This is a genomic window from Halomonas sp. 1513, assembly GCA_001971685.1.
In the GTDB taxonomy this organism is placed as follows: domain Bacteria; phylum Pseudomonadota; class Gammaproteobacteria; order Pseudomonadales; family Halomonadaceae; genus Franzmannia.
This window is the reverse complement of the sequence record CP019326.1, coordinates 347,264-369,770: the sequence shown is the minus strand read 5'-3', so window position 1 is coordinate 369,770 and position 22,507 is coordinate 347,264. Positions and strand designations below refer to the sequence as shown.

Sequence of the window (22,507 nt, the reverse complement as noted above, 5' to 3'; positions counted from 1 at the left end):
GAGCTCTCAAGCCATGCATCAGGGCATTTAGGCGTCTCGACGACAGAAAGGGCATCGGCCAACCTGGAAATAACATCCAGATATCCAAACAGGCTTCCCTCTCCCTCATTAATATCTCGCCCTTCCAGATCTTCACGAACACTAGGAAATCTCTCAACGGCTTTTAGTGCACACCGGAGGTTTGTCAAGACCAGGAGAAGCTGTGGATTATCGTCAGGCGCCATCAATAGCCCCAACAGACTTTTAATCTTTAATGGTGCCACGCCAGAGAGTTCTGACAACAGCTCCAGATCATAGTCTTTGGCCATACTACGAACGCTCCAGCATTCTTTGGAGTTCAGACTTTCGCTTTCTAGCGCGCGTGATACGCACCTCTTCCAATCCCATCATGGTTTTCAAACTTTTGGCAGATAAATCTTTTGTCACCTTGACCCCATGCTTATTTCTAAGCGCGGAGACAAGTTTTTTTAGCTGCCTGTAAACAATTTCTCTCGCCTCTGGTGAGGCCGGGAGATGTAACAGGCTATGCGTAATCAGTTCGAAAAGCGCCCATTTCACTAGATCAGGCTCTTCGGATTCCATCACCCCTACCACGATGCTTTCATCACTGTCCAGAAGCTCTCTGGCGGCATGAAATGCCCTAAAACCACTCACTACCTCATAGTGACGAGACACCTTTTTCACTGACACCGGGTGAGAGCACAGCAGTACACTGACAAGCTCCGGATCCAACCATGAAGAAAGCGCCGACTGGTTTGCCAGCGCGATGCTTGTGCGCTCAATTTCCCCAAGGGCACCGGATGGTGACTTGATCTTTGACAGGGGAATATCTGGCATGGAACTCCTTGCAGGTTACCTTAACCATCCATGTAGGGTATCGGCTGTGCCGTGTAAACCTTGAGCGCGACAAGCCCGAATTTAAGAGCCATCAATCCCTTGCCGCACGCAGCCGCAATAGCCACATCGTGACAGGTCAGCTTACAGAGCCTGAGGCGGCGCGAGAGCAGTGAGCAGATCGGTCACAATCGCCGGAATGACCGGTCCCGTTCGCCGGAATACGCACTGTCCAGGCTCGGAGCCGAGATCGCGACGATGAGGCTCCGCCGGCCCCAGATCACCGCTCGCGAAAATGCCGCTCAGCATGGCCGCTTTAGCGGCCATCAGTAGCTGCCCCAGGGGACAAATTTAGCTGACTGCAGGGCGCTGTCTCAGCCTGTTCTTGGGATACATCGACGGCGGTCTCACCGTACTGCTGGCTCAGATCTAGGCCAACGAGGTCTTTTGTCAGGGCTTCGCTGACACGCTGGTCGAGCACAAGCGCTCGATCCGCGAGGTGAAGCGCATCGACCTATACCGGCGCCAGACTGGGTTCCCGCACGACAAGCAGTTGGAGGGTCCGTTATCGAAACCAGACCGCCATCGTCAAGTGCCAGATCAACGACCTGCTGGACTTCGCCTTCTTCGGCTAACGCGAGAATCTGGTGTCTATCGGCTCTCCGGAGGTGGGCAGACCCACCTGAGCTTCGGTATCGGGCAGAAGGCCATCGAAGCCAGCTACCGGCTGAAGCAGAAGTCGCTCAGCTGACGATCACAGGTGGGTCACTTCTGATGGCCATAGACTAGAAGTGTCTATTGCACCGGGGGAAGTCCATGTAAGACCTGGTGGTGTCTACGAAAACCGGGACGATTCAAATATGTCATAAGGCCTGATTGTCCGTGGCTGGGTCTGGCGGGAAATGAATGACATGGCGCAGCGGTGTGGGCTTGTCAGATGGTGATCTAGCAAGGTTTCCAGGCCCTCGTCATCGGCATCGTTGAAATGAAAGGCGATCTATTTGTAACCCCGCGAACTGGCTTAGGGGCTCACCACAAAGAGCGCCGTCGTGTCGATTGACCATGATTGACGATCGCTAGGGCAAATCGGGCACCTCAGCACAGGACGTTCGATTAAAACGAGGCAATGCCTGCCGCCGATCTGGCCTTCGCCTGAGCCAGTACAGACAGGCTCATCATGACGTGGGGCCGGATATGCACCGGCTTTAGCCCCCTCAGCCCTTGATCGGTACAGCACTTCTTTGACTCGCATCAAGACCGACATTCGCAAGTCGAAAAAAGATTGATTAGTCTGTAGTGTGAAAGTATGAATACGCCTGATGCCTCAAATCGGCGTCACTTCAGGCCTCCGCGCAAGGGAGACGTCAGCTCACGTCAGGTTCCCTCGGCGGTAGCGTGGCTGCTCACATGGCGGCCAGTGCTTTCGATCAAGGGAAGGGTGCAGAAGACTGAAAATGGACATCCAAGAAAATGTTACAAAAAACTTATAATGATACTTGGGAAATAATATCCAGTGCGGTTTAGTTATAAGCTAACCATCTGGGTCGTATAAAATCGAATCATACGGAGACTTTAATAAGTCGAAGTTAGGCACAGGGAAGATATAATGAGTATAAAAAACTCATACTGCTCATGGTGTTTTGAAAAATCACACCACACACTAAAAGAAGCAAGCCGACTAAGTCGAAATTTGTATGTATGTTCAAAATGTGAAAATCATACATTGGAGTGCCGGTACTGCAAAAACATGACTAAGGGAAGGCCAAAAGATGAAGTGTTAGAACAAATGGAAATCTGGGGGCAGGGAAAATTCACGCAAACTTGGAACAATGAACTTTGCGCAGAGCACGATGGAACAATTGCGAGCTTTGAGCGCTTAAAAATGAAAATTGGAGAGGTCAGCGATTACGATGATATATTTAAGCGGGACGTAAAAAATTTGTCAAGGTATGGAAAATATGCTGGTTTTGGTGTAGCAGGTGTGGCTGGTGTTGCAGGAGTCGCTCTATCAGGTGGAACAGGTGCAGCACCGATAGCTGCTTCACTAGGAAAGATGGGGTTACTAGGAGCAACAGCCAAAGGAACAGCTATTTCTGGTTTGTATGGGGCCTCACTTACTTCCGCATCATTGGCAGCAATTGGTGGCTCTGTTGCAGCGGGGACTACCATTATTAGTGCATCAGGTCTTGCCCTTGGAGGGGTGATGGGTGGTGTGCTAGCTAACCAGTACTATGCTGATGACAAGAGCTTTAAGATAAGAAAGCTTCTTGATAACGAAACTGATAATCGTACAATTTTCATTAATGGGTTCACTCAAGAAAATGAACTGAATTTTCATGATTGGATCATCAGACAATTAAATTATGATTCTAATCATAAAATTTACGGTGTAAACTGGGCGTCAAAAACTAATATTAAATTGGGTAAAGCATTTGCATACGGTGTCGGTAAGAGAAGTGCCAGGGAAATGCTTATTCGCATTGCGTCGTCTGGCGGCAAAGCTTCAGCCTCCAAACTTTCACCTATGGCATGGATGCTAATGATTCGAGATTTGGCTGCAAATCCATGGCATTCTGCAATGATGCGAGCCGCTCAAACTGGAGTGCAGGTGGCAGAAGCAATATCTCGGACTGAAGGACAGAAATATAACCTAGTAGGTCATTCCTTAGGTTGCCGAGTAATCTACTATACCTTGGAAGCGCTAAGCACTAAGAAAAAAAAGTACATAAATGATGTTATCTTGCTCGGGGGAGCAGTTGGAAAAAATGACCAAAAAGGGTGGTGGGAAGCACTGCAAGCAGTAGATGGAGATTTATATAATTGTTATAGCAGTGAAGATAGTGTTTTGGCCTACCTTTATAGAACAACCAATGCAGGGCTGAGTAATCCGATCGGTATTAGCCCCCTCGTAGTCAAGAATGTCGACAATGTTCATAATGTAAATTGCAATAATTTAGTATATTCGCACATGAAATGGAAAGAACATTACGGGGAGATATTAAAAAAGATATATGGATAGTGCTAGCGCCTTCGTAAATATTATATAAAGGAAAACTCTTTATGCCGAGCATTAATAATGCCTCCCTAAAAATAAGCTTGATTTTATTATTTCTTAATTGAATTATTCATTTACCAAGAGCCTAATGTTAGGGTCTCATCCGCATTAGCTGTAAGCATATTTACCTTGTGTTTGTCCTGCACCTGATCTTTCCATGTTTGGACTTCGCCCAACACTCGTGACACCCCTCAGCCTCAAACGGAGGCCATTTCAAAGGCCTCTGGACTGACGCCACCCAACTGGGTATGACGTCGGATCCGGTTGTAAAACACTTCGATGTAGTCGAACACATCGGCCCTGGCGAGGTCACGGGTTTTGCAGATCCGTTTCCGGATCCGCTCTTTCTTCAGGCTGCTGATGAAAGATTCAGCCACGGCGTTATCCCAACAGTTACCCCGTCGAATCATACTGGGGTCGAGGTTGTGGGCAAGGCAGAAACGATGCCAATCGTCACTCCAAACTGCGTACCCTGATCCGAGTGCATTAGCACTTTATCTATGGGATGTCGGCGCCAAACGGCCATCAGCTGTAGCGCGTCAATCTGGATAAAAAAGCCAGCGACAATCAGGATGAGAAGCGGGATGTCGCGGCCCCTTCGCTGCTACCCCTCCTTGCTTAGTGCACACGTTGCGTCATTCATGTCTGTGTCGCTGGGCGACACGGCGTGACTCGTCTTGAGTGTCGCGCGCGTCGCCGGTCGCCCAAGTGAGCGCTTGTTGTCCATCGCCGTGCGTCGACGATAACTGTCGACGTTGAGCTTGAAGAGAGTGGCGAGGTGAACCAGGCGGTCGACGGCGGCCAACGTCATGGCGGGATCGGTGAAGATCTTGCCCCACTCGCCGAACGGCTGGTTGGCGGTGATCAGTAGCGAGCGCTGCTCATAACGTGCGCTGATCAGCTCGAACAAGACACTGGTCTCGGCCTGGTCCTTGGTGACGTAGGCGATGTCGTCGAGGATCAGCAGGTGATACTTGTCGAGCTTGGCGATGGCGGCCTAGAGGGTGAGCTCCCGACGGGCCACCTGGAGCCGCTGTACCAGGTCGGTGGTGCGTGTTTAGAGCACCCGGTAGCCCGCTTCCACCAGCTCCAGGCCGATGGCCGCCGCCAAATGGCTCTTGCCCCCGCCGGGAGGCCCGAACAGGATCAGGTTGGCGCCTTCATCGAGCCAGCGATCACCGCTGGTCAAGGCCATCACCTGGGCCTGAGAGACCATCGGTACCGCCGTGAAGTCGAAGCTGTCGAGCGTCTTGCCCGGCGGCAGCCGGGCATCCGTCAAGTGGCGCTCGAGCCGGCGCCGAGCACGTTCGGCGAGTTAGTGTTCGGCCAGCGTCGCTAGCAGCCTCGCCGCCGCCCAGCCCTCCTGATCGGCTTGGTCGGCGAAGCGCGACCACACGGCCTTGATGGTGGGCAGGCGCAGGTCGTTGAGCATCAGGGTGAACCGCGCGGCGTCGGTCATTGAGGATGCACTCATGCCACACCTCCCGCCGCTGGACGATCCATCAGCACGTTATAATCCACCAACGATCCCAGTTGCACCTCGACGTGGAGCAACTCGCTTTGGGCAGGACCGAAGCGCTCACGCAGCGTGTCGAGGTGCGGCAACTTGCCGGCCTCGAGCAGCGTCTCCAGATGCTGCGCGAGTGCCGCCTTACAGCCCCGCTCGTGGGCCAACGCCAGCAGGCCGACCATGCAGCGGCAGGCCAAGCGGGCCTCCCCGCCGGCAAGCGAGGCGTCGAACGTGCGTCGATACGCCTCGCGCGGAAACAGCTGGTCGCGGTAGACCAGGTTCAACAACGCCATCGGTTTGAGCCGCAGGGCATGAATGACGTGATGGTAGTTGACCACATGGCCATGCCGACCGCCGCGCTGGGCGCGCCCGCGGGGCAGGGTCATCAGCACGCTGCCGCCGATGAACACCTCCAGGCGGTCGTCATAAAGGCGCACCCGCAGCTGATGGCCAATCAGTCGGGAAGGCACCGAGTAGAACACCTTGCGCAGCGTGAAGCCGCCGGAGGACGTCACCCGCACCCGGATCTCCTCGTAGTCCTGGCTACGCTGCCGGGGCAGCGGCTGCAGCATCGCCCGCTCGTCGTCGATGCGGGGCTGATGGCGAGCGTTGCGCCGACTGACCAGTTCATCGATGAAGGCCCGGTAGGCGGTCAGGTCATCGAAGTGGCGTGAGCCGCGCAGCAGCAAGGCATCGTGGATCGCGCGCTTGAGGTGGCCATGGGCACTATCGATACTGCCGTTCTCGTGGGCCACGCCGGTGTTGTTGCGGGTCGCTGTCATGCCGTAGTCCTGGCACAGCGCCTCGTAGCGCTGGGTGAGGTCATCCTGTGCCGCCTGCTCGAGATTGCGGAAGGCCGCTGACAGGCTGTCGGTGCGGTGTTCGCGCGGGGCGCCGCCGAGTGCCCACAAGGCGTTCTGCAGCCCCTCCGCCAGCGCAACGAAGCTCTCGCCGCCCAGCACCACATGGGCGTGCTGGAAGCCGCCGTACACCATCCGGAAGTGGTACAGCCGATGATCCAATGCCCCCTCGGCCACAGTGACCTGCAGGTCGGCCATGTCGGTGAAGTCGGACAGGCCCCAGGCGCCCAGGTTCGTGGGTCTGGCGGAAGATGACCTCCTGCTCCGGCCCATGTACCGCCCGCCAGGCACGCACCCGGCGCTCCAGGGTCCGGCGGATGCCCTCCTTGAGTTCAGGATGGCGGCGTCGCAACTCCTCGAACACGGCAATCGGGCGAAGCCCGGGGGCCGCCTCCAGTAGGGGAACCACCTCCTCCTCGAAGAGGCCGGCCAGCGGATCTGGTCTGCGTCGGGTGCGTGGTGCCGCCGTTTGCGACGGCAGCCGCGGGTCATTCTCGAGGCGGTAGGCAGTGGCGGTGCTGAACGCGGCCTTGGCAGCGGCGGCGGTGGGACTATCACTACGGCGAAAAGTCATGTAAAGCCTCACTTGGTGATCGGTGATATGTCGTCCCGGCACGGGGTGATCCTCTTTGGCGAGAAGACCACTCTAAGCCGAGTTAGCCGCGATCACCCGGTGGGATCCCCTTGGGGATTCCGCCGTCCTTCGCTCGTCGAGGTCGTTCGGGCTAGGCCCTTACGACCTCGACGACACAAAGCCTCGGCTTTCTCATCTTGATTGTCGCGTGACTCTCATCTTGATTGTCGCTCTATACCTGACGATCACAGTTGTGTCACTTCTGATGGCCCTAGACCAGGAGTGTCTACTGCACCGGGGGAAGTCCATATAAGGCTTGGAGGTGTCTACGAAACCCGGGACGATTCAGTGGACACCTACCGTCATCGAAGTCAGGGCTCAACGAAAGGTGTGTTCACGGGACCCGTACCACTGGTTACACAAAGAGGCAGAGGGCTTGGGGGGAAGCGCCCCATCGATGTCATGCAGGTGAACCTTAAGCTGGCGTTGGACCGGATAGGCAGGCTAGAGCATGGATTCTCCACTTGATCCATTATGGTGAATTATTTTTCCAGCCATAATTCCATAAATTCAAGCAATTAGCGATTAATCTGCGGTATCAAGGGTCGCTAACAGGTTGCTGCTACGAGGCTCTGTCAGCGTCACCTGGCCTGATCTGTCGTCAGCTCACCAGTATTGCAAGGGCAGTCAAAAATTGAACCTGCCTTCATCACCCACGACCACAGGGCGCTCCATATTCACGCGCAGCCACGTCTCGCGCAGTGTGCTAATGCTGCCGCAGGCGATGACTTCCAGCGGTGACCGGCCATTGAAGCCTTCGTTGTAATTGGTCATACCCATGAAGCCATACAGGTTATCGGAGTTTTCAAAGAGTATTCTTAGCGCCGCATGAATGTTCAGCACGTAGCTGATACGTCCAAGCTGATCGTCATCGAGACTGATCTGCCATTCGGGATCTCGTTGCTTAGCATAAGCGTAAGTGTCGGGAGAGACGCGCAGGATGGCTGTACCCTGCTCAACGGTGGCACCCCACTTCTCCAGGATCGTCACGGCCACCTGTAGCCCCGTGGTAGCCTTGTCCTTGTTCGTCATAGCTATCACTCTGCTCCCACATCCATTGTTTTCATCCCTGCCAGCCGGCTTCCAGTGACCGCAGATAACAGCACAGAGTATCGGTACGACCGGCAGCCCATACCCAACCTTGCCACGGTCACTATTGTGACGCCATGATGTAAAGTAAACGAGGGTTTATTTTCTTATAGGGTGGCACGATGACACGAGAAGACGGAGAGCTGAGGCTTGGTACCGAGCGGGCTATCCCCGACAGCCCGCACGAGCGGCTGAAGGGCTCAGTGCAGGGGTACCAGGAGCCGTTCGAGCCGCTGGGCATCGAGGACTGGGAGGTGTTGGACCTTGAGGATGACATGACCACGCCAGGAGGTGGCGCATGATCATCGGCTATGCCCGCGTCAGTACTCAAGACCAGAGCCCCCAACTGCAGTGTGATGCCCTCGAGGCGGCTGACTGCGAGCAGATTTTCGAGGAGCGTGTCACTGGCACCAAGCGAGAGCGTCCCGAGCTGCAGGCCTGCCTGCGCACCCTACGCGACGGCGACACCCTGGTGGTGTGGAAGCTTGATCGGCTGGCTCGCTCGCTCAAGGATCTGGTGGAGTTGATCCACGAGCTCAACGAGCGCGGTGTGGGCTTCCGGTCCCTGACCGAGGCGATCGACACCACCAGCGCCGACGGCAAGCTGGTGTTCCACATCTTCGGCGCCCTGGCGGAGTTTGAGCACAGCCTGATCCGGGAACGGACCCTGGCCGGCCTGGCATCAGCCAGAGCCCGCGGTCGCAAGGGAGGTCGCCGCCCGGTCATGTCGGTCGCAGACGTGCGCAAGTCGGCGGCGATGTTGGCCGACCCTGAGATCACCAAGACCGAGGTGGCCAAGCACTTCGGGGTCAGCCGGGTGACGCTGAATGCTTCCCTCGAGCGCGAAGGGTTGGCCAAGGCCGCGAACCACCCAAAGCTCGAGCAGTTGCTAGCAGAGTGCAATCCTGACGCGCCCGAGCTGGAAGAGCTGCGATCCTGGCAGGACGCGCCGGATGTGGGGCGAGAAGTATAGAGGCTGCTTTTCTATGGATTCCACGGTGCATTTTCTATGGATTCTATAACGCCACTCAGCAGCTTTAGTGGATGCCTCTTAAACTCGGATGCGAACCGCACCGTGTGTTGATGACACCTCCAGGCTTTATACTGAAGGCCCCGGGAGGTCAAATGAGCCCCATGGCCTGCGAGTGACCGGCAACTACTGAGGAATTCTCGGTAGTTGGTGGCATTCCAGAAGGCGCTCACACGAAGTGTTAGGCGTTGGTGGTACTGTGCTTGGGGTATCAGGCCGGCTGGCCTTCAAGGCGGCGTAGAGAGCCGTCTTGCTGACCTTGTACCGTGCAGCGGCCTCGCGGGAGCCTAAACAAAATGATCGAGGCCTACGCTGAGATGATGCCGCTCGACAACACCGACCCCCTGCAAGCGAAAATGATAAGAAACGCCAGAAAAGCTGCCCTGGAGAGTACCCGCTGGCTCACAGCACAAGAGATTGGTGAGCTCGCAGGACTGACATCAAGCAATCCCAGCGTGCAGGCCAGCAAATGGACGCGCGATCACCGAATCTTCACTATCACCCGCGGCAACGTGGTGTTGTACCCGGCTTACGCGCTGGATACCGCCAAGGGCTACCGTCCGGTGAAGGGAATGCGCCCAATCCTTGAGTTGTTCGGGGATCGCAAGGATGGTTGGGGGCTGGCGTACTGGTTCTCTTCCGTCAATAGCCATCTCGGCGGCAAGCGTCCCCAAGATCTAGTGGCGAGCCAACCAGACCGCGTACTTGCAGCAGCACAGCAAGAGATCGCCGAGGTTGCGCATGGCTAGACGGCCAGCCTCGTATGCCGCACGGACCACGCCATTACCTCCAGTCTCTATCGAGGCCAGTGAATGGCGGGGACCGTCGATGAACGTTGCTGCGTCAGCGGGTCAATTGTCAGGCTTACGAGGTACGCCATGTGTGGACGCTTCGCTCTCTACAGTGATTACCCCAGGCTGTCCGCTTCGCTGAAGCTGCCGCTAGCCGAGCCCGCAGAGACGCTGGCACCGCGCTACAACGTCCCACCGGGCACCTTCATCACGGCAGTGCGCCGTGCCGAGGACGAAGCGCCGTTGGCGATGGATGCGCTGTGGTGGGGCTATCGCCCCCACTGGGCCGGCGAGAAGGCGCCGCAGCCGATCAATGCGACGGTCGAGAAAGTCGCCACCTCCCACTATTTCAAGGGCGCCTTCGCCCATCATCGCTGCCTGGTGCCCGTTGATGGCTGGTTTGAATGGATTCCAATTGATGGCAAGAAGCAGCCGCATTTTCTGTGCCGTGTGGATCGCGAGCCGCTCTGGCTGGCGGGGATCTGGGCCAAGCGGGCCGATGGCACGCCGGGGTGTGCCATCATCACCGAGTCTGCACGCGGAGTCGCCGGGGAGGTTCACTCACGTATGCCGTTGGCTCTGGATGCCGAGAGCTTCGAGCCGTGGCTCGACCCGCACCTGACGGATCGCGAGACCATCCGCAATGTGGTGCGCCACTTGGATGCGCAGTTGATCACGCACTGGCCGGTCAGCCCTCGCGTCAACCGCCCGACCAATGACGACGCCGAGCTCATCGAGCCCGCGGGGTAGCGCAGGGCCCAGCTTACCCGCAGCCTCTCAATGCAACATCTGACTGTGTGCGGCGGCCAGCCGCTGGAGGTCCTGCTCGGTGCTGACGACGGCTATCCAATCACGTGAAAGGTTCCGGCTAGCCCAGTCCTTGGCTGCCTCCCACGCGATTTCTTCATCTGTGCCCGCTGCCTGGGGCGGCATGATGTAAATGAGTGGCTGCGGGAATTCCTCTGGGTGCCAGCGCGTGATGGCGAGCCACTCGTGGTTAGCCGGGTCGCGTGCCATGCTCAGCTCAACCTCGGTGCCGCATAGCGTGAACGCACAGTGTCGCATGTTGCCCTCCCTCGTCTATCAAGAGCTTAGGGCCTGGGTCACTGCGTAGATGTACGATAATTCGGCAATGTATGTAGGCGATTGCCGACGCTAGCGTCCTGGTCGAACGACTGGCAGCTCATCCCATCGCGTGGTCCAGCGTGGCGTGCGGTTGGCGCAACGCAGATGCCAGGCAGCACCGGCCTCTGCTCGTCCGAAGGTGACGGTGCCTTTGCCCATCCTCTGGTTCAGATGATCGAGCGCGGACATCAACTGCTCACTACGCGCACTTGCAGCCTGGCTCTGGGGGGTATCCAGCAGGGAGAGCTGCTCACGGTTGGCATCGATCAGGTCGACGAGCATCACGCCCGCTTTCATGAAGCGATAGCGAGGCCTGTAGATGGCGTCGAGGGCCTGGCTCGCCGCATGCAGGATGGCGCGGCTGTCATCGCTGGGTGCTGGCAGCTCGACGATGGCACTCGGCGAGTACTGCGGTAGGTCAGGCCGGTGCCGATTGGTCTTCAGGAAGACGTATACGGCGCGCGTCAGACTTTCCTGCGAGCGCAGCTTCTCGGCACTGCGCTGGGCGAATTGACGAATGGCCTGATGAATCTGCTGGCGGTTATCGGTCAGGCGCCCGAACGAGCGCGAGGTCATGATTCGCTGTCGGGACTGGCCTGGGTCGTTCATCTCGATGCAGGGGATGCCCTTCAGTTCCAGGCAGGTGCGCTCCAGGGTCACCGAGAAGCGCCGACGAATCTGCTTGGCATCCGCCTGAGCTAGATCCCAGGCGCTGCGCATGCCGAGCAGTGCGAGCCGTTCGACCAGCCGTCTCCCCACGCCCCATACGTCGCCAAGGGCAACCTGCTTCAGCAACGCCTCACACTCTTCGGTACCCGGCCTCATCACGCAGACGCCGCCGTAGAGGGGCAGCTTTTTAGCCATCCGATTGGCCAACTTGGCCAGGGTGCGCGTCGGTGCGATCCCCACGCTGACCGGAATATGCGTGAAGCGACGCACCTTGGTGAAAAGCTCCTGGGCATGGACATGCATCTGCTCCGGGGCAAAACCATCGAAGCGCACAAACATCTCATCGATGGAATAAGGCTCCACTCCGGCCGAGAACTCCTCCAGCACCCGCTGCACCCGTGACGACATGTCGCCATAGAGCTCGTAGTTGGATGACAGCAGCACGATGCGGCGCTGACGCAGTAGCTGCTTCAACTCAAAGGCGGGCGTGCCCATCTCCACGCCCAGGGCCTTGAGCTCGTTGGAACGGGCAATCACACAGCCATCGTTATTGGAAAGGACACCGACCGGCACACCGTCGAGATCCGGCCGGAACGCCCGCTCGCAGCTCACGTAAAAATTGTTGCAGTCGATCAGTCCGATCACTCGAAGGCTCCCTAGCTACACGGGGTACTCGTGGATCACCGCACGGACCACGCCCCATGCCTGGCACTCCAGGTCAGCGGCGGGGATGGGACGGTAGCGGGGATTACCGGAGGTGAAGTAAGGCCGGTTACCCAGAAGCTCATAGCGCTTGACCACCAGCTCCCCCTCTACCGTGGCCACAAGGATATGACCGGGCCGTGGATCTATTGAGCTGTCCACTACCAGTAGGTCCCCCTCCTGGATGCCCAGCGCCTCCATGCTGTCGCCAGTCACTGTCATGAAAAAGGTCGAGGCCGACCGCTTCACCAGCCGCTCATTGAGGTCCAGGGTGCGGCCCTCGTAGTCCTGAGCCGGGCTGGGGAAGCCCGACAGGCCTGCGCGGGTCAGCGGCAGCGGAAAGGGTAGCGGCAGCGACGGCGGCTCGCGATGTGCCGGGATCAATGTGTTATGCGCCATGTAGGTCTCGCTAATACTGTATTCACATACAGTATCGGGCATGCAGCTGGCCTTGCCAAGGGCTCACGGTTCCTGCAGGTGCCACGCGGGCACAGCTGACACAAAGGTGCTAAGCTCATTAAACATTAGAATATTAAGCTAACTGGGGCTTCATCATGGCCGCGAGTATCAGCACAAGGCATTATTCTCTTGGTATTCAATTTGTGATGTCACCGCCAGGTCAGCTTTCGACCCAAAGGCGACATTCCGGAATAAGGGAGCGAGCACGTTCATTGGGGATATGTGGCATGCAAGATGATCGGTTCTATTCTGCCTAGCTATACTTAATTCCTTGGAATATCAAGAAGATAGGAGGCTGGTGAGCGCACATCATAACATTATTGAGTGCGCGTTCGTTCAAGTGGAATATCAAGCATGCTACATAATACAACTGTTAGGCAATCATAATGGACTCAGATTTAATACTTATCAAATACTACAGAAGACGCATTCTAACAATAAAAAACAAGCTAGATAACATAGACCCTGAGTCTTCAGATCTTCAGCCTCTACTGGAGTTTCAATCCTATTTGATTAAACAGATTGTTAGGGATGAAAATAGGTTAAATAGAAGAAAAGATGAACTTGTGACTTTAAGGCGTGATTTAAGAAATAAAAGGTTAGGAAAAAGGGAGTCTAAAGCCTTAAAGGGATTGATAAAGAGAAGAAAGGAGTCTGTAGCCGGCAATAAGTACCTTCTCTATCTTTGGCGGTGTTTCGGGGATGGTTTGGTCTTTAAGTTTATAAGTAAGTGGAATCTTAAAAGGTTTCTATACGAAGCCGATTCGGCTGAAATAAAACAGAAATCGGGAAATATCCATGGGAAAGATGGCCTTGAACAAGAGTTGAGTCTCCTCATGGATGCGATCAAGAATAATGTTCCAGCCATTTTATGCGACCTCACAAATGTAATACGACATGGTGACTTATGCCTTCTTGGGGCTTCCGACCCCGTAGTCATTGAAGTAAAAAGCAGCGAGAATAAAAATAAGAGAGTTGAGCGTCAGCTAGAGTCCATAAGGAAGTTACAAAAGTACCTTGATGAGGATGTTGGGAATGTTGGTGGGGTTGAGGGTATGCAGCGTGTTGAGCTGCATGGTGAAGAGCGTCATCATGGAGAGGCTTTTAATCATGCCCTTGACCTGTCTAAAGACCGACCATACGCAAAGTTAAGCCCTGAAGAAGGGCTGCATTATATTGCGCTAAATACTGAGTATGAAAAGGACTTCGATGAAGTATTCGAAGGCATTGAGGCCCCTATTGTGTATATGCTCAATCAAGCGAAAACTGAGCAGCGATGGGATAATTATTATCCCTTTGTGTTATCGATTAAAGATCCTGTCAATCTTTATAGGTTCATCGCTGGAGAGGTTTACGTTGTGGTTATGATCAGCAGTATTGTACTCAAAGAGATGGCCTCTGATATTGGTTATGAACTAGAAATCTCTGAATTCGAGAATGAGGCATTTATCTTCAGCAGGCCGCTCACTGGTTGTGATGAATCATTCAAAGCGATCGTTTCTGAGCATTTTTCAGGTAGGCTTGGCTTGGAGTTCATGACTCTGGAGTGGTTCTTTGAAAATGAAAAGAAACTATTGGGTGATATGGAGGAAAAGTTTAAAGAAACGATGGGAAATGCCTAGCAAGCGCATGTTGTCGGAGTGTTTTCCGCTGCGCTTCAAAACAGCCGCAAATGAGAGCGTTATACATCAGGAATATCTCAATGTCAGCTTCTGGCCGAAAAGTGACGATGCCCTACATCAGGAATTCGCTGAACTTGATATTAGGTTATTCTGTTATTAATAAGTTTATGTTGCAAAAAGGTGAGTGAAATATGCCTATAAAAAGCGATGAGGATCTGCGGGCAGCAGTAGATAAGGCTAGCGAGCTTTTACAAGAAATACATAACTACTGTGCTGTACGAAATAGGGCGCGAGCCGAAGTGCCTAATGCTAAAGTTCGCTTCCCCCGTGGTTTTATTCGGCCTGCTGATATGCAGAGAGGACGTATATCCTTCGTTAAAGACTCGGCCCTTAAGAGCAATCTAGCATATACTCTAATTCTTTCTGATGCCGTTTTATGGTTAAATTTACGGACGGACCTTTGGGGTATCCCTCAACAAATGCTTACTAAACTTTACGCATTTCTTTTAGGTTCCCTCTGTGAAAGTTTAACTAAAAATTACCTCCATGGTGTTTGTGGTAAAGGATACAAAGGAAGGACGGCGTACTTAAAAGAGAATGGCATTATAGAAGAGTGCTTACAAGAGGAACTCGATTGGCTATGGGAAGCAAGAAACCGGATGCATTTTTTTCGTTTACCAGGAAGAGAGTATGAGAACGACTACAATACAGCCTTCCATAGGCGTGCAGTCGAAGCATTTAGAGGCCTTATTGCAGCGCTCGGAGCCAAGGGGGCGCTAACAAGAGAATCAGGCCAATAATTTACTCACTGTTGTTCCTAAGCTGAGGTCCTATTCCAAGAAGTGTATAAGCGCTGTGCGACTGTCCGCTTCTGGCCGGATGGGGAACTTTAGTTTATGTTGATGAAATGGCTGGGGCAGTTGACGACACAAGCTGTGTGAAAACTCGTGTGCCCTTTACTGAAGATGGTGATCGTACGCGAAATCTGAAAAGGTTTCCGCCATGCAACTGCTCCAGAGTTAGTGAGAGAGCACGATCTTTGATCAATATTTGACCGCCATGGAACTCCCCGAAAGTTTTCACACAGCTTGGACCCTGCGCAAACATCTGGCTCGACTTTTTGTTCCTACTATTGTGTCGCCGCTCGTTTTGCACAGGCATTTCTGGTGTGGGTGCTAAAGAGGTTGTCCACGCTCTATTCAGAGCCGGGAGTCGGACAGGCGGGCTATAGAGCGGGCAATCTCCATCGCTCAAGCCCAGCTCCGTGGCAAACAGTTGTCTGTGATCCAAGCAGCGTGGGCGAAGAGGCTCGCTGGGTAGCTATACCACTCGAGATAAAGCGTTCTATTGGGGCTTGGACACATCCAGAACGAACACATCTATTAGCCCTGTGAGTTCTGGCGGTAACTTTTTTTCGATGTTGCTTTTTAGTTCCTGAGCGCTTCCGATACCGTGTTTTTTACGCCCCGTAACTTTTTCATCTCTGCCAAACCAGATTGCGAGGAAAATGCCTTGTTGCTCGGCGTCTGGGTGGATGGAGTAGCGTTCATGCAGCTGAGCGGAAGCGGCTGTGTATAGATCGTCATGCCACTGCCCTTTGACTTCTATAACAAGCAGTCGCCTTTTGCCGCCAATCATCTTGGTCGCCGTGAAGTCACTCCGCTTTGCGCTCTTTAGCTGATGTTCCGGCGTCACTGAGATGCCTTGGGGCTCAAGCCTCAGATTGAGGCGCTCAGCAATAATCTCAGTAGACCGTACTTCACCTAGCCGTTCCCCTTTCTCATAAAAGCTATCTGCGGAGTTGAACTCTCCACCATCTATGGCTTTCTGAAAGTCTTGAAGCTCTTGGATCACGAGTTGACGCAGACCTTCCACAGTGACCACTGCATCGCGGTCAAGCCGGTTTACGATTTCCTGAGGCGTCGGCGGCTCGAAATTCCTCAGTGCTTTATTCCTAACTTGACTAGCATGTATGCTCTTCAAGTCCGTGTGAAGGTCTGAGAAACGCGGATTAGCAAGAAGCCGGTCGAGGACAGGAACCGCAACATCAGGATCATCTGAGTTGATTAACCAAATTACTTCGGTCAAGAAGCGGTATGCATTCTCTTCCCTTGGGCTTTCCGTCCCCCAGTGGCTCGGCAAGTCCACCTTCGGCCATTTGTCGAAAAAGGCGTCCAAAATTGCTTCTACCTCTCTTGATGTGAGCTTGGGCCAATAGGGGTGATCGCTAAGGTTCATCCGCCCAGACCGCTCGTGAAGTAGAAGCACTGTGTCTTTATCGGTTTTGAGCCAGTGCCAGTATGTTTCAGGTGCGTCGTCCAGAAAGTACCACGCGCGTACGAACCAGAATGCGCGCTTTTGTTCGATGTCTTCGCTGTCAGTAGGGTTGGGCCAGTCGGACATGAACTCTTCGCAATACTCCGCGATTATTCCTTTCAAGTCATCACGATTACCATACTGAGCAGCAATCTCGAAAAGCGTATCTAGTGGCCCAAGAGCCAACCCACGAAAACTCCTAAGCCATTCAATCGATAGCACGGCGCGCGAAGCGCTGAAGACCTCTTCGCCGCGCAGTAACCAAACCTCAGGATAAATACAGCCCGACTGTGCCAGTTGTGGCTCAACGTATTGCCGGAGAAAATTCTCTGCACTCGCGATATCGGGAAAAATAAGACGGTCGACTTCGGCCTTCAATGCATCACGAGCTTCTGCGGAAACTGCACTGTATCCCATGTGGATGTTGGTTCGCAGTGCTCTGAGAAGGCGGAGGTCAACGCCTTCTAGGTTTCCTTTGATACTCATGATAACTAAGCAAGCTGCATAAAGGATCGTTTCGGAGTGTAGACCCTGTGATGCACACTGGAGTTCAGCAAGCCGCTTTAGATCGGGGACGTATTCATCAATGAAGTCCAGACAGTTTCTGAGGGCATTTCGAACAAGGTTGATATCACCAAACTCGCGCTCGATATTGTCTGGATTATTGAGCACTAATTCTGCGAAGCGAACTAAGCATTTCCAATGGCGTCCCCCTTCGACAAGGCCCCGGTTTTCTTGGACATACTTGATGTTTGTTGCGTGGATTTCTTCTTGTTGCCTGCGGCGGCGATTCATCCTGCGGGTATGTCTTAAACGCGACATTCGGTTTTCTCGCCCGAATTGTGCTGCAGCCCTGTTGGACTTTACCCACTCTCGCATGAATGACGGTTTCTCGGATGCTTGCACACGCATATGCCGCCGCAAACTGTCAGGGCCGAGTTTTTCCTTGTTTCGATGAAGCTTATGAGTAGCTATAAAACTCGCCCATAAGTTCGGATTGTCAGTCTCGAACGCAAGGTCGACTATGAATTTGTAGTCATCAGTCTGAAAAGAAAGGCCGGAATGAGAGTGCCAGTCGAAATTTTTTATCTTAGTCTCAAAAATCTTGTTACGGTCAGTCAGCTTCCCGAATACATGAGCGATAATTCCTTGGCGCAGGTCGTCGTCTTCTTGAAGAACTTGGACCGCCTTGCTTTGGTCTGCGTTATTGCGCTCATGGAAGTTTAGGTTTCGGACCCATTGCCAAACGAATTGTGGATTAAAGGGAGGAGTTGCCAATTCGAAGTACCGATCCAGCATTGCCCCGACGATCTTGCTGATACCGTTTCGGCAATCACACTCGTAAGGCCTCTTGCCGCATCTGCAGGCTAGATCTTTGGTCAGTTCATCTAAGAGCCACTCGATAGTCGCCAAGTCTAGACCGGCGATGAAAAGCTTCACAAAGTAACGCGCACCTATTATATGCTCACGGCGTTCCTCGTGGCCGGGATAGAGGTTTGAACAGACCTGGAAAAAGTCTGCAAGATATGCCCGCTCAAATGTTTCTGGGCCTAGCGCTTCGATGGCATCGGCAGCAACCTTGAGCGAAGTATGGCTGGCCTCAGAGATCAGAACTTTTAAGTCCCCGTGATGGTCATGGCCCGCTATATCGAGCAGACACCTATACGCTAACAAGCGAGTACTCTCGCTTTCGTCCGGATTCAAAGTCAGTTGGCGCAACTCATCTCTCAACTGCTCGATTGCTGGCGACCCTGCCAAGAGTTCTAGGATCAAATCCCGTAAGTGTCCATCATTGGCGTTTGCGAGGAGAGGTTTGATCTCATCCACGACGTCTTGAGTGAAGAAGCCTGCAACACTGAATCTACGCCAGAAATCCCCCCTTCGGAAGTAGGGGTCTTTATCCTCAATTTCCTTCAGACGGTTTACAAGCAGGCGCTTTGAGGAATGTTCAAGCTGGGAAGGGTCGCCGTTCGCAAGCACTGCGTAAGGGTCCAGTTCGATTGCGGCTTTCTCGATAGGCTTGTTGCCTAGAGATGCCATCCAACCAAGCAGCCCCCGGAGTTCATCTCGCACTGTCGAGTTCGGGGCGATGACAGATAGACACTTGGGTAGCGTCAGAGGGTCCGCTGGGTCAGCTATTCGCTTTGTGAGATAGCCCGCTGCGCAGTATTCGGCGACGATCTTGTGAACCGGGCGATGTTGGTCCGCACTATCACCGGGTTTGAAAAGTCGAGTTGCTAGGATACCATCAACCGCTGTGCCGCCACTAAACAGCGATGCCAGCAAAGGATACATCCGGTCTTCAGAGGCTTCGCTCACGCCGACGCCTTCAGCACCCGACAATAAGAGCTTGGCGAAAACTTCGGACGATAGGTCAACTTTTTGAGTGGTCGAAAGTGTCGGATTGCTTTTAGCTAATTTGGGATTTGTCTCTTTCGCCAGACGCTCGACCGCTTGTGTGAAAATTGAATGTTTGTCTTTGAAGCGTCTTTCGCTCTCGATATAAGCATCAGTGAAAAGTTTCAGAAACTGAGGGTTTGGGAGAAGCCTTTCTAAATCAAATCGCGCGACTTCGGCCTGGAACGCTGCGAAGTCCTCTCCTTGCACATGATGATCAAAGATGGCCCGCTGTTCTGCCTTATCAAACTCGCATAGTCTAACCACCAGAGGTGCACGTCCGAGAAAGTCGTTGAATGCGTTTGTAGCAGCGCTATCCCACTCACTGGACCGGCTCGACAAGTAGACGTGGGTTGGGTTGGCCACTTTAGCTTGGCCCAGAAGTTTATAAATTCCGGAGGCGTCAACTTTTGCTAACTCATCGAACGCGTCAATCACTAGAGGACTATTTTCAGCATTTGCTCCCACATATCCGAATTTGCTCGCTGTAACGGCTGTTGTACCCAACTTTTGAGCAAGGCTCCCCATGAGTTCAGTTTTCCCGCCACCAGGTTCGGCCAGGACAACAACATAATCCGAAGCGGCTAGCAGCTCTGCTTCAGTGTATGTATTGTCATTACTCGAGAGTCTGCGCGGAAGGTAAAAAGTCGAGATCATAGGCGAAAAATATGGTGTGTTGAACCGCTCAAGATATTCCGGATACCATTTTATGAGTCAAGCACCCCCTCCGGACTTCTACTGTTGTTGATTGTACGCCATTTCTTTCGTCATGTCTCGCCCAGATGGGGGAATGTTTTCAATCGGTTCCATAAGATTACGTTTATTGAACCAGTCAACCCATTCTAAGGTGGCATATTCAACTGCGTCCGATCCTTGTCATGACCTGAAATGATGGATAACTTAGTCCTTTGATAGGCTGATGATCGTTGCGTCCAAGGCGTTGTCGTAAGACTCGTCACTCACCCAGCCTAGGCTTTGATGTCCTCATCTGACAAGAGCTCGATGAAGGTGATCGACTGGCATTAACTACCTCTATCGCTGTAATGAATCAGCTCTTGTCTGTGCCTGTCGTCCATAGAGCCTGCTCCAACGCGTCCAGCTCCTGCTCTCCCAAGAAGAGAGTAGTGAGTGGCCACCGTACACCCATATCGTATGGCTAGTTAAGGGTAATGATCTCATTAAGGCTATAACCCATCATTCCATAGGACCTGTGAAAACAGGCCCGCAGGTCGCTGTGTTCAATTAGATATATCAGTTTATTCTTAAGGTCTTCTTCTGGCCGTTAGCTGCCATAATAAAAGGGTCGTTTTCTTTACGCATGCTGACCGCCCCTCCAGGAGACCCATGAGGGGCGATTTAATGTCAAGATATTCAGTAAATATTTCTATGTAAAGAAAACGTGCGTTTAATTTTGTGCTGGTGTTAACTGAACACTGCGCTCCTCAAAGTGGAAGGCATTCTGCTGTGTGCTCCATCCGCATAGGAGGTATCGGCAAGGCGACCCATGCGGGTATACATAAATGGACTCTTTCAGACGCTCGAAGACAGTCTCGACCTCTTCCTGGGTCTGTACCTGGAATACCATCAGCTTGTGGTCAGCCTGAGCCTGGAGGAGCTTGTTGAAGTCGTAGCGGATGCCCCAGAGACGGTTGTCGGACATCTCGATCTCTACCGCCAACGGCATTCCGACAAGGTTTCGGTTGGCATCCAGGCGACGCCACACCAGGTCGTAGAGCCATTCTCCTCGGCTACCAGCCGGTAGCACCTGAAACCCAAGGCGCTGACCTTCTTCAGCCAGAGCCGTCTTGATGGCCCTGTTCTTGTCGGGGCTCAGCCAAATCTCGCGCTTCCATTGCGACGTATCACCTTCGTGCTTCTCAGCGGCTTGGGCCTTCTTCCGCTTGATAGCCTCGTACTGCACAAGGCCCAACCGCTCGATCAGCCATGGGATCAGGTCCCAGTCATCCCGGCGCGCATCGGCCGCATCGCGAGAAGCGCCTTCAGGCAGCCACTCCAGCACTACCTTACCGCTCCCCATACGCAGGATGCCGTCATGGGCCTGCTCGGCGCCGTGGGCCGAGCGCTCAACCATCATGTCATCCAACAGGCCGATCAGCGCGTCACGCAGGCCGCTAGCCTTGAGCGCTTCATAGTCCGCGTCTTCGAAGAACGGCGTGGCGACATCGAGGCGTCCATCGTCATTGATGGCACCGAAGACTAGCTCGCCGCGTAGTGCTTGGTGTTCGTCGTACTGAGATACCAATGCTTCCAGTCGGCGCAGCTCCTCGTCGTTGGCGTTCATCTTCTAGCTCCCTGCATGTTCACGTTGCTGACATGCTACCACTGTGGGTCTGTGTGGGAGGGGACAATCCTTGGCAGAGACTACTGCTTGGATCACCATGTAAAGAAAACCAACGTTTTTCGCAGGAGGTTGCAATGACGACTCGACGCGTTACGCCGCATTAACGGCTACAAGGGAGCGTCATCAAGCACGAGGCTCCACCGGAGCCAACTGCGCAAGAGGAGGATTGGGCGATGCTGAGTACTGACGAACCAGGAGGAGATATCGCAATTGCAGTCTGGCGGGGGCTATCGACTTGCTCGAGGGTGATCGAACAGTGGCGGATCGCAGGTTACACAAAGAAACAAGAGGGCTTGGGGGGAAGCGACCCATCGATGACATGCAGGCAGACCCTAAGCTGGTGTTGGACCTGATAGGCAGGCTTGAGCATGAAATCTCCACTTGATCCATTATGGTGAATTATTGTTCCAGCTATAATCCCATAAATTCAAGCAATTAGCGATTGATCTGCGGTATCAAGGGGGCGCTAGCAGGTTGCCGCTGCGAGGCTCTGTCAGCGTCACCTGGCCCGATCTGTCGTCAGCTCACCAGTATTGCGAGGGCAGTCAAAGATTGAACCTGCCTTCATCACCCACGATCACAGGGCGCTCCATATTCACGCGCAGCCACGTCGCGCGCAGTGTGCCAATGCTGCCGCAGGCGATGACTTCTAGCGGTGACCGGCCATTGAAGCCTTCGTTGTAATTGGTCATACCCATGAAGCCATACAGGTTATCGGAGTTTTCAAAGAGTATTCTTAGCGCCGCATGTATGTTCAGCACGTAGCTGATGCGTCCAAGCTGATCGTCATCGAGACTGATCTGCCATTCGGGATCTCGTTGCTTAGCATAAGCCTAAGTGTCGGGAGAGACGTGCAGGATGGCTGTACCCTGCTCAACGGTGGCACCCCACTTCTCCAGGATCGTCACGGCCACCTGTAGCCCCGTGGTAGCCTTGTTTTTGTTCGTCATAGCTATCACTCTGCTCCCACATCCATTGTTTTCATCCCTACCAGCCGGCTTTCAGTGACCGCAGATAACAGCACAGAGTATCGGTACGACCGGCAGCCCATA

Annotated in this window: 12 protein-coding genes and 4 pseudogenes; 6 read left to right on the top strand and 10 right to left on the bottom strand. The window is 53.8% G+C overall.

What is annotated here, in order from left to right; translation table 11 throughout:
* Positions 1 to 2,620: 2,620 nt before the first annotated feature.
* Complete coding sequence (locus BWR19_01780; protein APX91770.1) at positions 2,621 to 3,853, top strand: hypothetical protein; 1,233 nt, start codon at positions 2,621 to 2,623, stop codon at positions 3,851 to 3,853.
* Between the two features lie 233 nt (positions 3,854 to 4,086).
* Here BWR19_01780 and BWR19_01775 read toward each other — a convergent pair.
* From BWR19_01775 to BWR19_01760, 4 genes and pseudogenes are all read right to left on the bottom strand, one after another.
* A pseudogene (locus BWR19_01775) lies at positions 4,087 to 4,433 on the bottom strand (transposase).
* A gap of 60 nt (positions 4,434 to 4,493) precedes the next feature.
* Positions 4,494 to 5,363 (bottom strand): annotated as a pseudogene (locus BWR19_01770) (AAA family ATPase).
* Positions 5,360 to 6,833 (bottom strand): annotated as a pseudogene (locus tag BWR19_01765) (hypothetical protein). Before BWR19_01765 ends, BWR19_01770 begins: the two co-directional pseudogenes overlap by 4 nt.
* Positions 6,834 to 7,520: 687 nt before the next feature.
* Positions 7,521 to 7,925 carry a hypothetical protein gene (locus BWR19_01760; GenBank protein APX91769.1) on the bottom strand — a complete coding sequence of 135 codons (405 nt, stop codon included), beginning with the start codon at positions 7,923 to 7,925 and terminating at the stop codon, positions 7,521 to 7,523.
* 179 nt (positions 7,926 to 8,104) lie between these two features.
* Here BWR19_01760 and BWR19_01755 point away from each other — a divergent pair, with 179 nt between their 5' ends.
* The 4 genes from BWR19_01755 (at position 8,105) to BWR19_01740 (ending at position 10,553) form a co-directional block, all read left to right on the top strand.
* On the top strand, positions 8,105 to 8,284 hold the full coding sequence (locus BWR19_01755) for a hypothetical protein (GenBank protein ID APX91768.1): 180 nt from the start codon (positions 8,105 to 8,107) through the stop codon (positions 8,282 to 8,284).
* Positions 8,281 to 8,955, top strand: a complete 675-nt coding sequence (locus tag BWR19_01750; protein ID APX91767.1) for a DNA invertase — start codon at positions 8,281 to 8,283, stop codon at positions 8,953 to 8,955. Before BWR19_01755 ends, BWR19_01750 begins: the two co-directional genes overlap by 4 nt.
* Before the next feature lie 353 nt (positions 8,956 to 9,308).
* Complete coding sequence (locus BWR19_01745; GenBank protein APX91766.1) at positions 9,309 to 9,761, top strand: hypothetical protein; 453 nt, start codon at positions 9,309 to 9,311, stop codon at positions 9,759 to 9,761.
* Positions 9,762 to 9,890: 129 nt separating this feature from the next.
* Positions 9,891 to 10,553: a DUF159 family protein gene (locus BWR19_01740; GenBank protein ID APX91765.1), complete on the top strand. Its 663-nt coding sequence runs from the start codon at positions 9,891 to 9,893 to the stop codon at positions 10,551 to 10,553.
* A gap of 27 nt (positions 10,554 to 10,580) precedes the next feature.
* Here BWR19_01740 and BWR19_01735 read toward each other — a convergent pair whose 3' ends face one another.
* The 3 genes from BWR19_01735 to BWR19_01725 form a co-directional block, all read right to left on the bottom strand.
* Positions 10,581 to 10,868 carry a hypothetical protein gene (locus BWR19_01735; protein ID APX91764.1) on the bottom strand — a complete coding sequence of 96 codons (288 nt, stop codon included), beginning with the start codon at positions 10,866 to 10,868 and terminating at the stop codon, positions 10,581 to 10,583.
* 90 nt (positions 10,869 to 10,958) lie between these two features.
* Complete coding sequence (locus BWR19_01730; protein ID APX91763.1) at positions 10,959 to 12,242, bottom strand: DNA polymerase V subunit UmuC; 1,284 nt, start codon at positions 12,240 to 12,242, stop codon at positions 10,959 to 10,961.
* 15 nt (positions 12,243 to 12,257) lie between these two features.
* The gene (locus BWR19_01725) at positions 12,258 to 12,698 is read right to left on the bottom strand and encodes an SOS mutagenesis protein UmuD (GenBank protein ID APX94859.1); all 441 of its coding nucleotides are present in this window, start codon (positions 12,696 to 12,698) and stop codon (positions 12,258 to 12,260) included.
* A 1,307-nt stretch (positions 12,699 to 14,005) separates the two neighbouring features.
* Here BWR19_01725 and BWR19_01720 point away from each other — a divergent pair.
* Positions 14,006 to 14,380, top strand: a complete 375-nt coding sequence (locus BWR19_01720) for a hypothetical protein (GenBank protein APX91762.1) — start codon at positions 14,006 to 14,008, stop codon at positions 14,378 to 14,380.
* Positions 14,381 to 15,724: 1,344 nt separating this feature from the next.
* Here BWR19_01720 and BWR19_01715 read toward each other — a convergent pair.
* From BWR19_01715 to BWR19_01705, 3 genes and pseudogenes are all read right to left on the bottom strand, one after another.
* A complete protein-coding gene (locus tag BWR19_01715; GenBank protein APX91761.1) occupies positions 15,725 to 19,750 on the bottom strand; it encodes a hypothetical protein in 4,026 nt (1,341 codons plus the stop codon).
* Between the two features lie 748 nt (positions 19,751 to 20,498).
* On the bottom strand, positions 20,499 to 21,395 hold the full coding sequence (locus BWR19_01710) for a hypothetical protein (protein APX91760.1): 897 nt from the start codon (positions 21,393 to 21,395) through the stop codon (positions 20,499 to 20,501).
* A 605-nt stretch (positions 21,396 to 22,000) separates the two neighbouring features.
* Positions 22,001 to 22,405: pseudogene (locus tag BWR19_01705) on the bottom strand (hypothetical protein).
* Positions 22,406 to 22,507 lie beyond the last annotated feature (102 nt).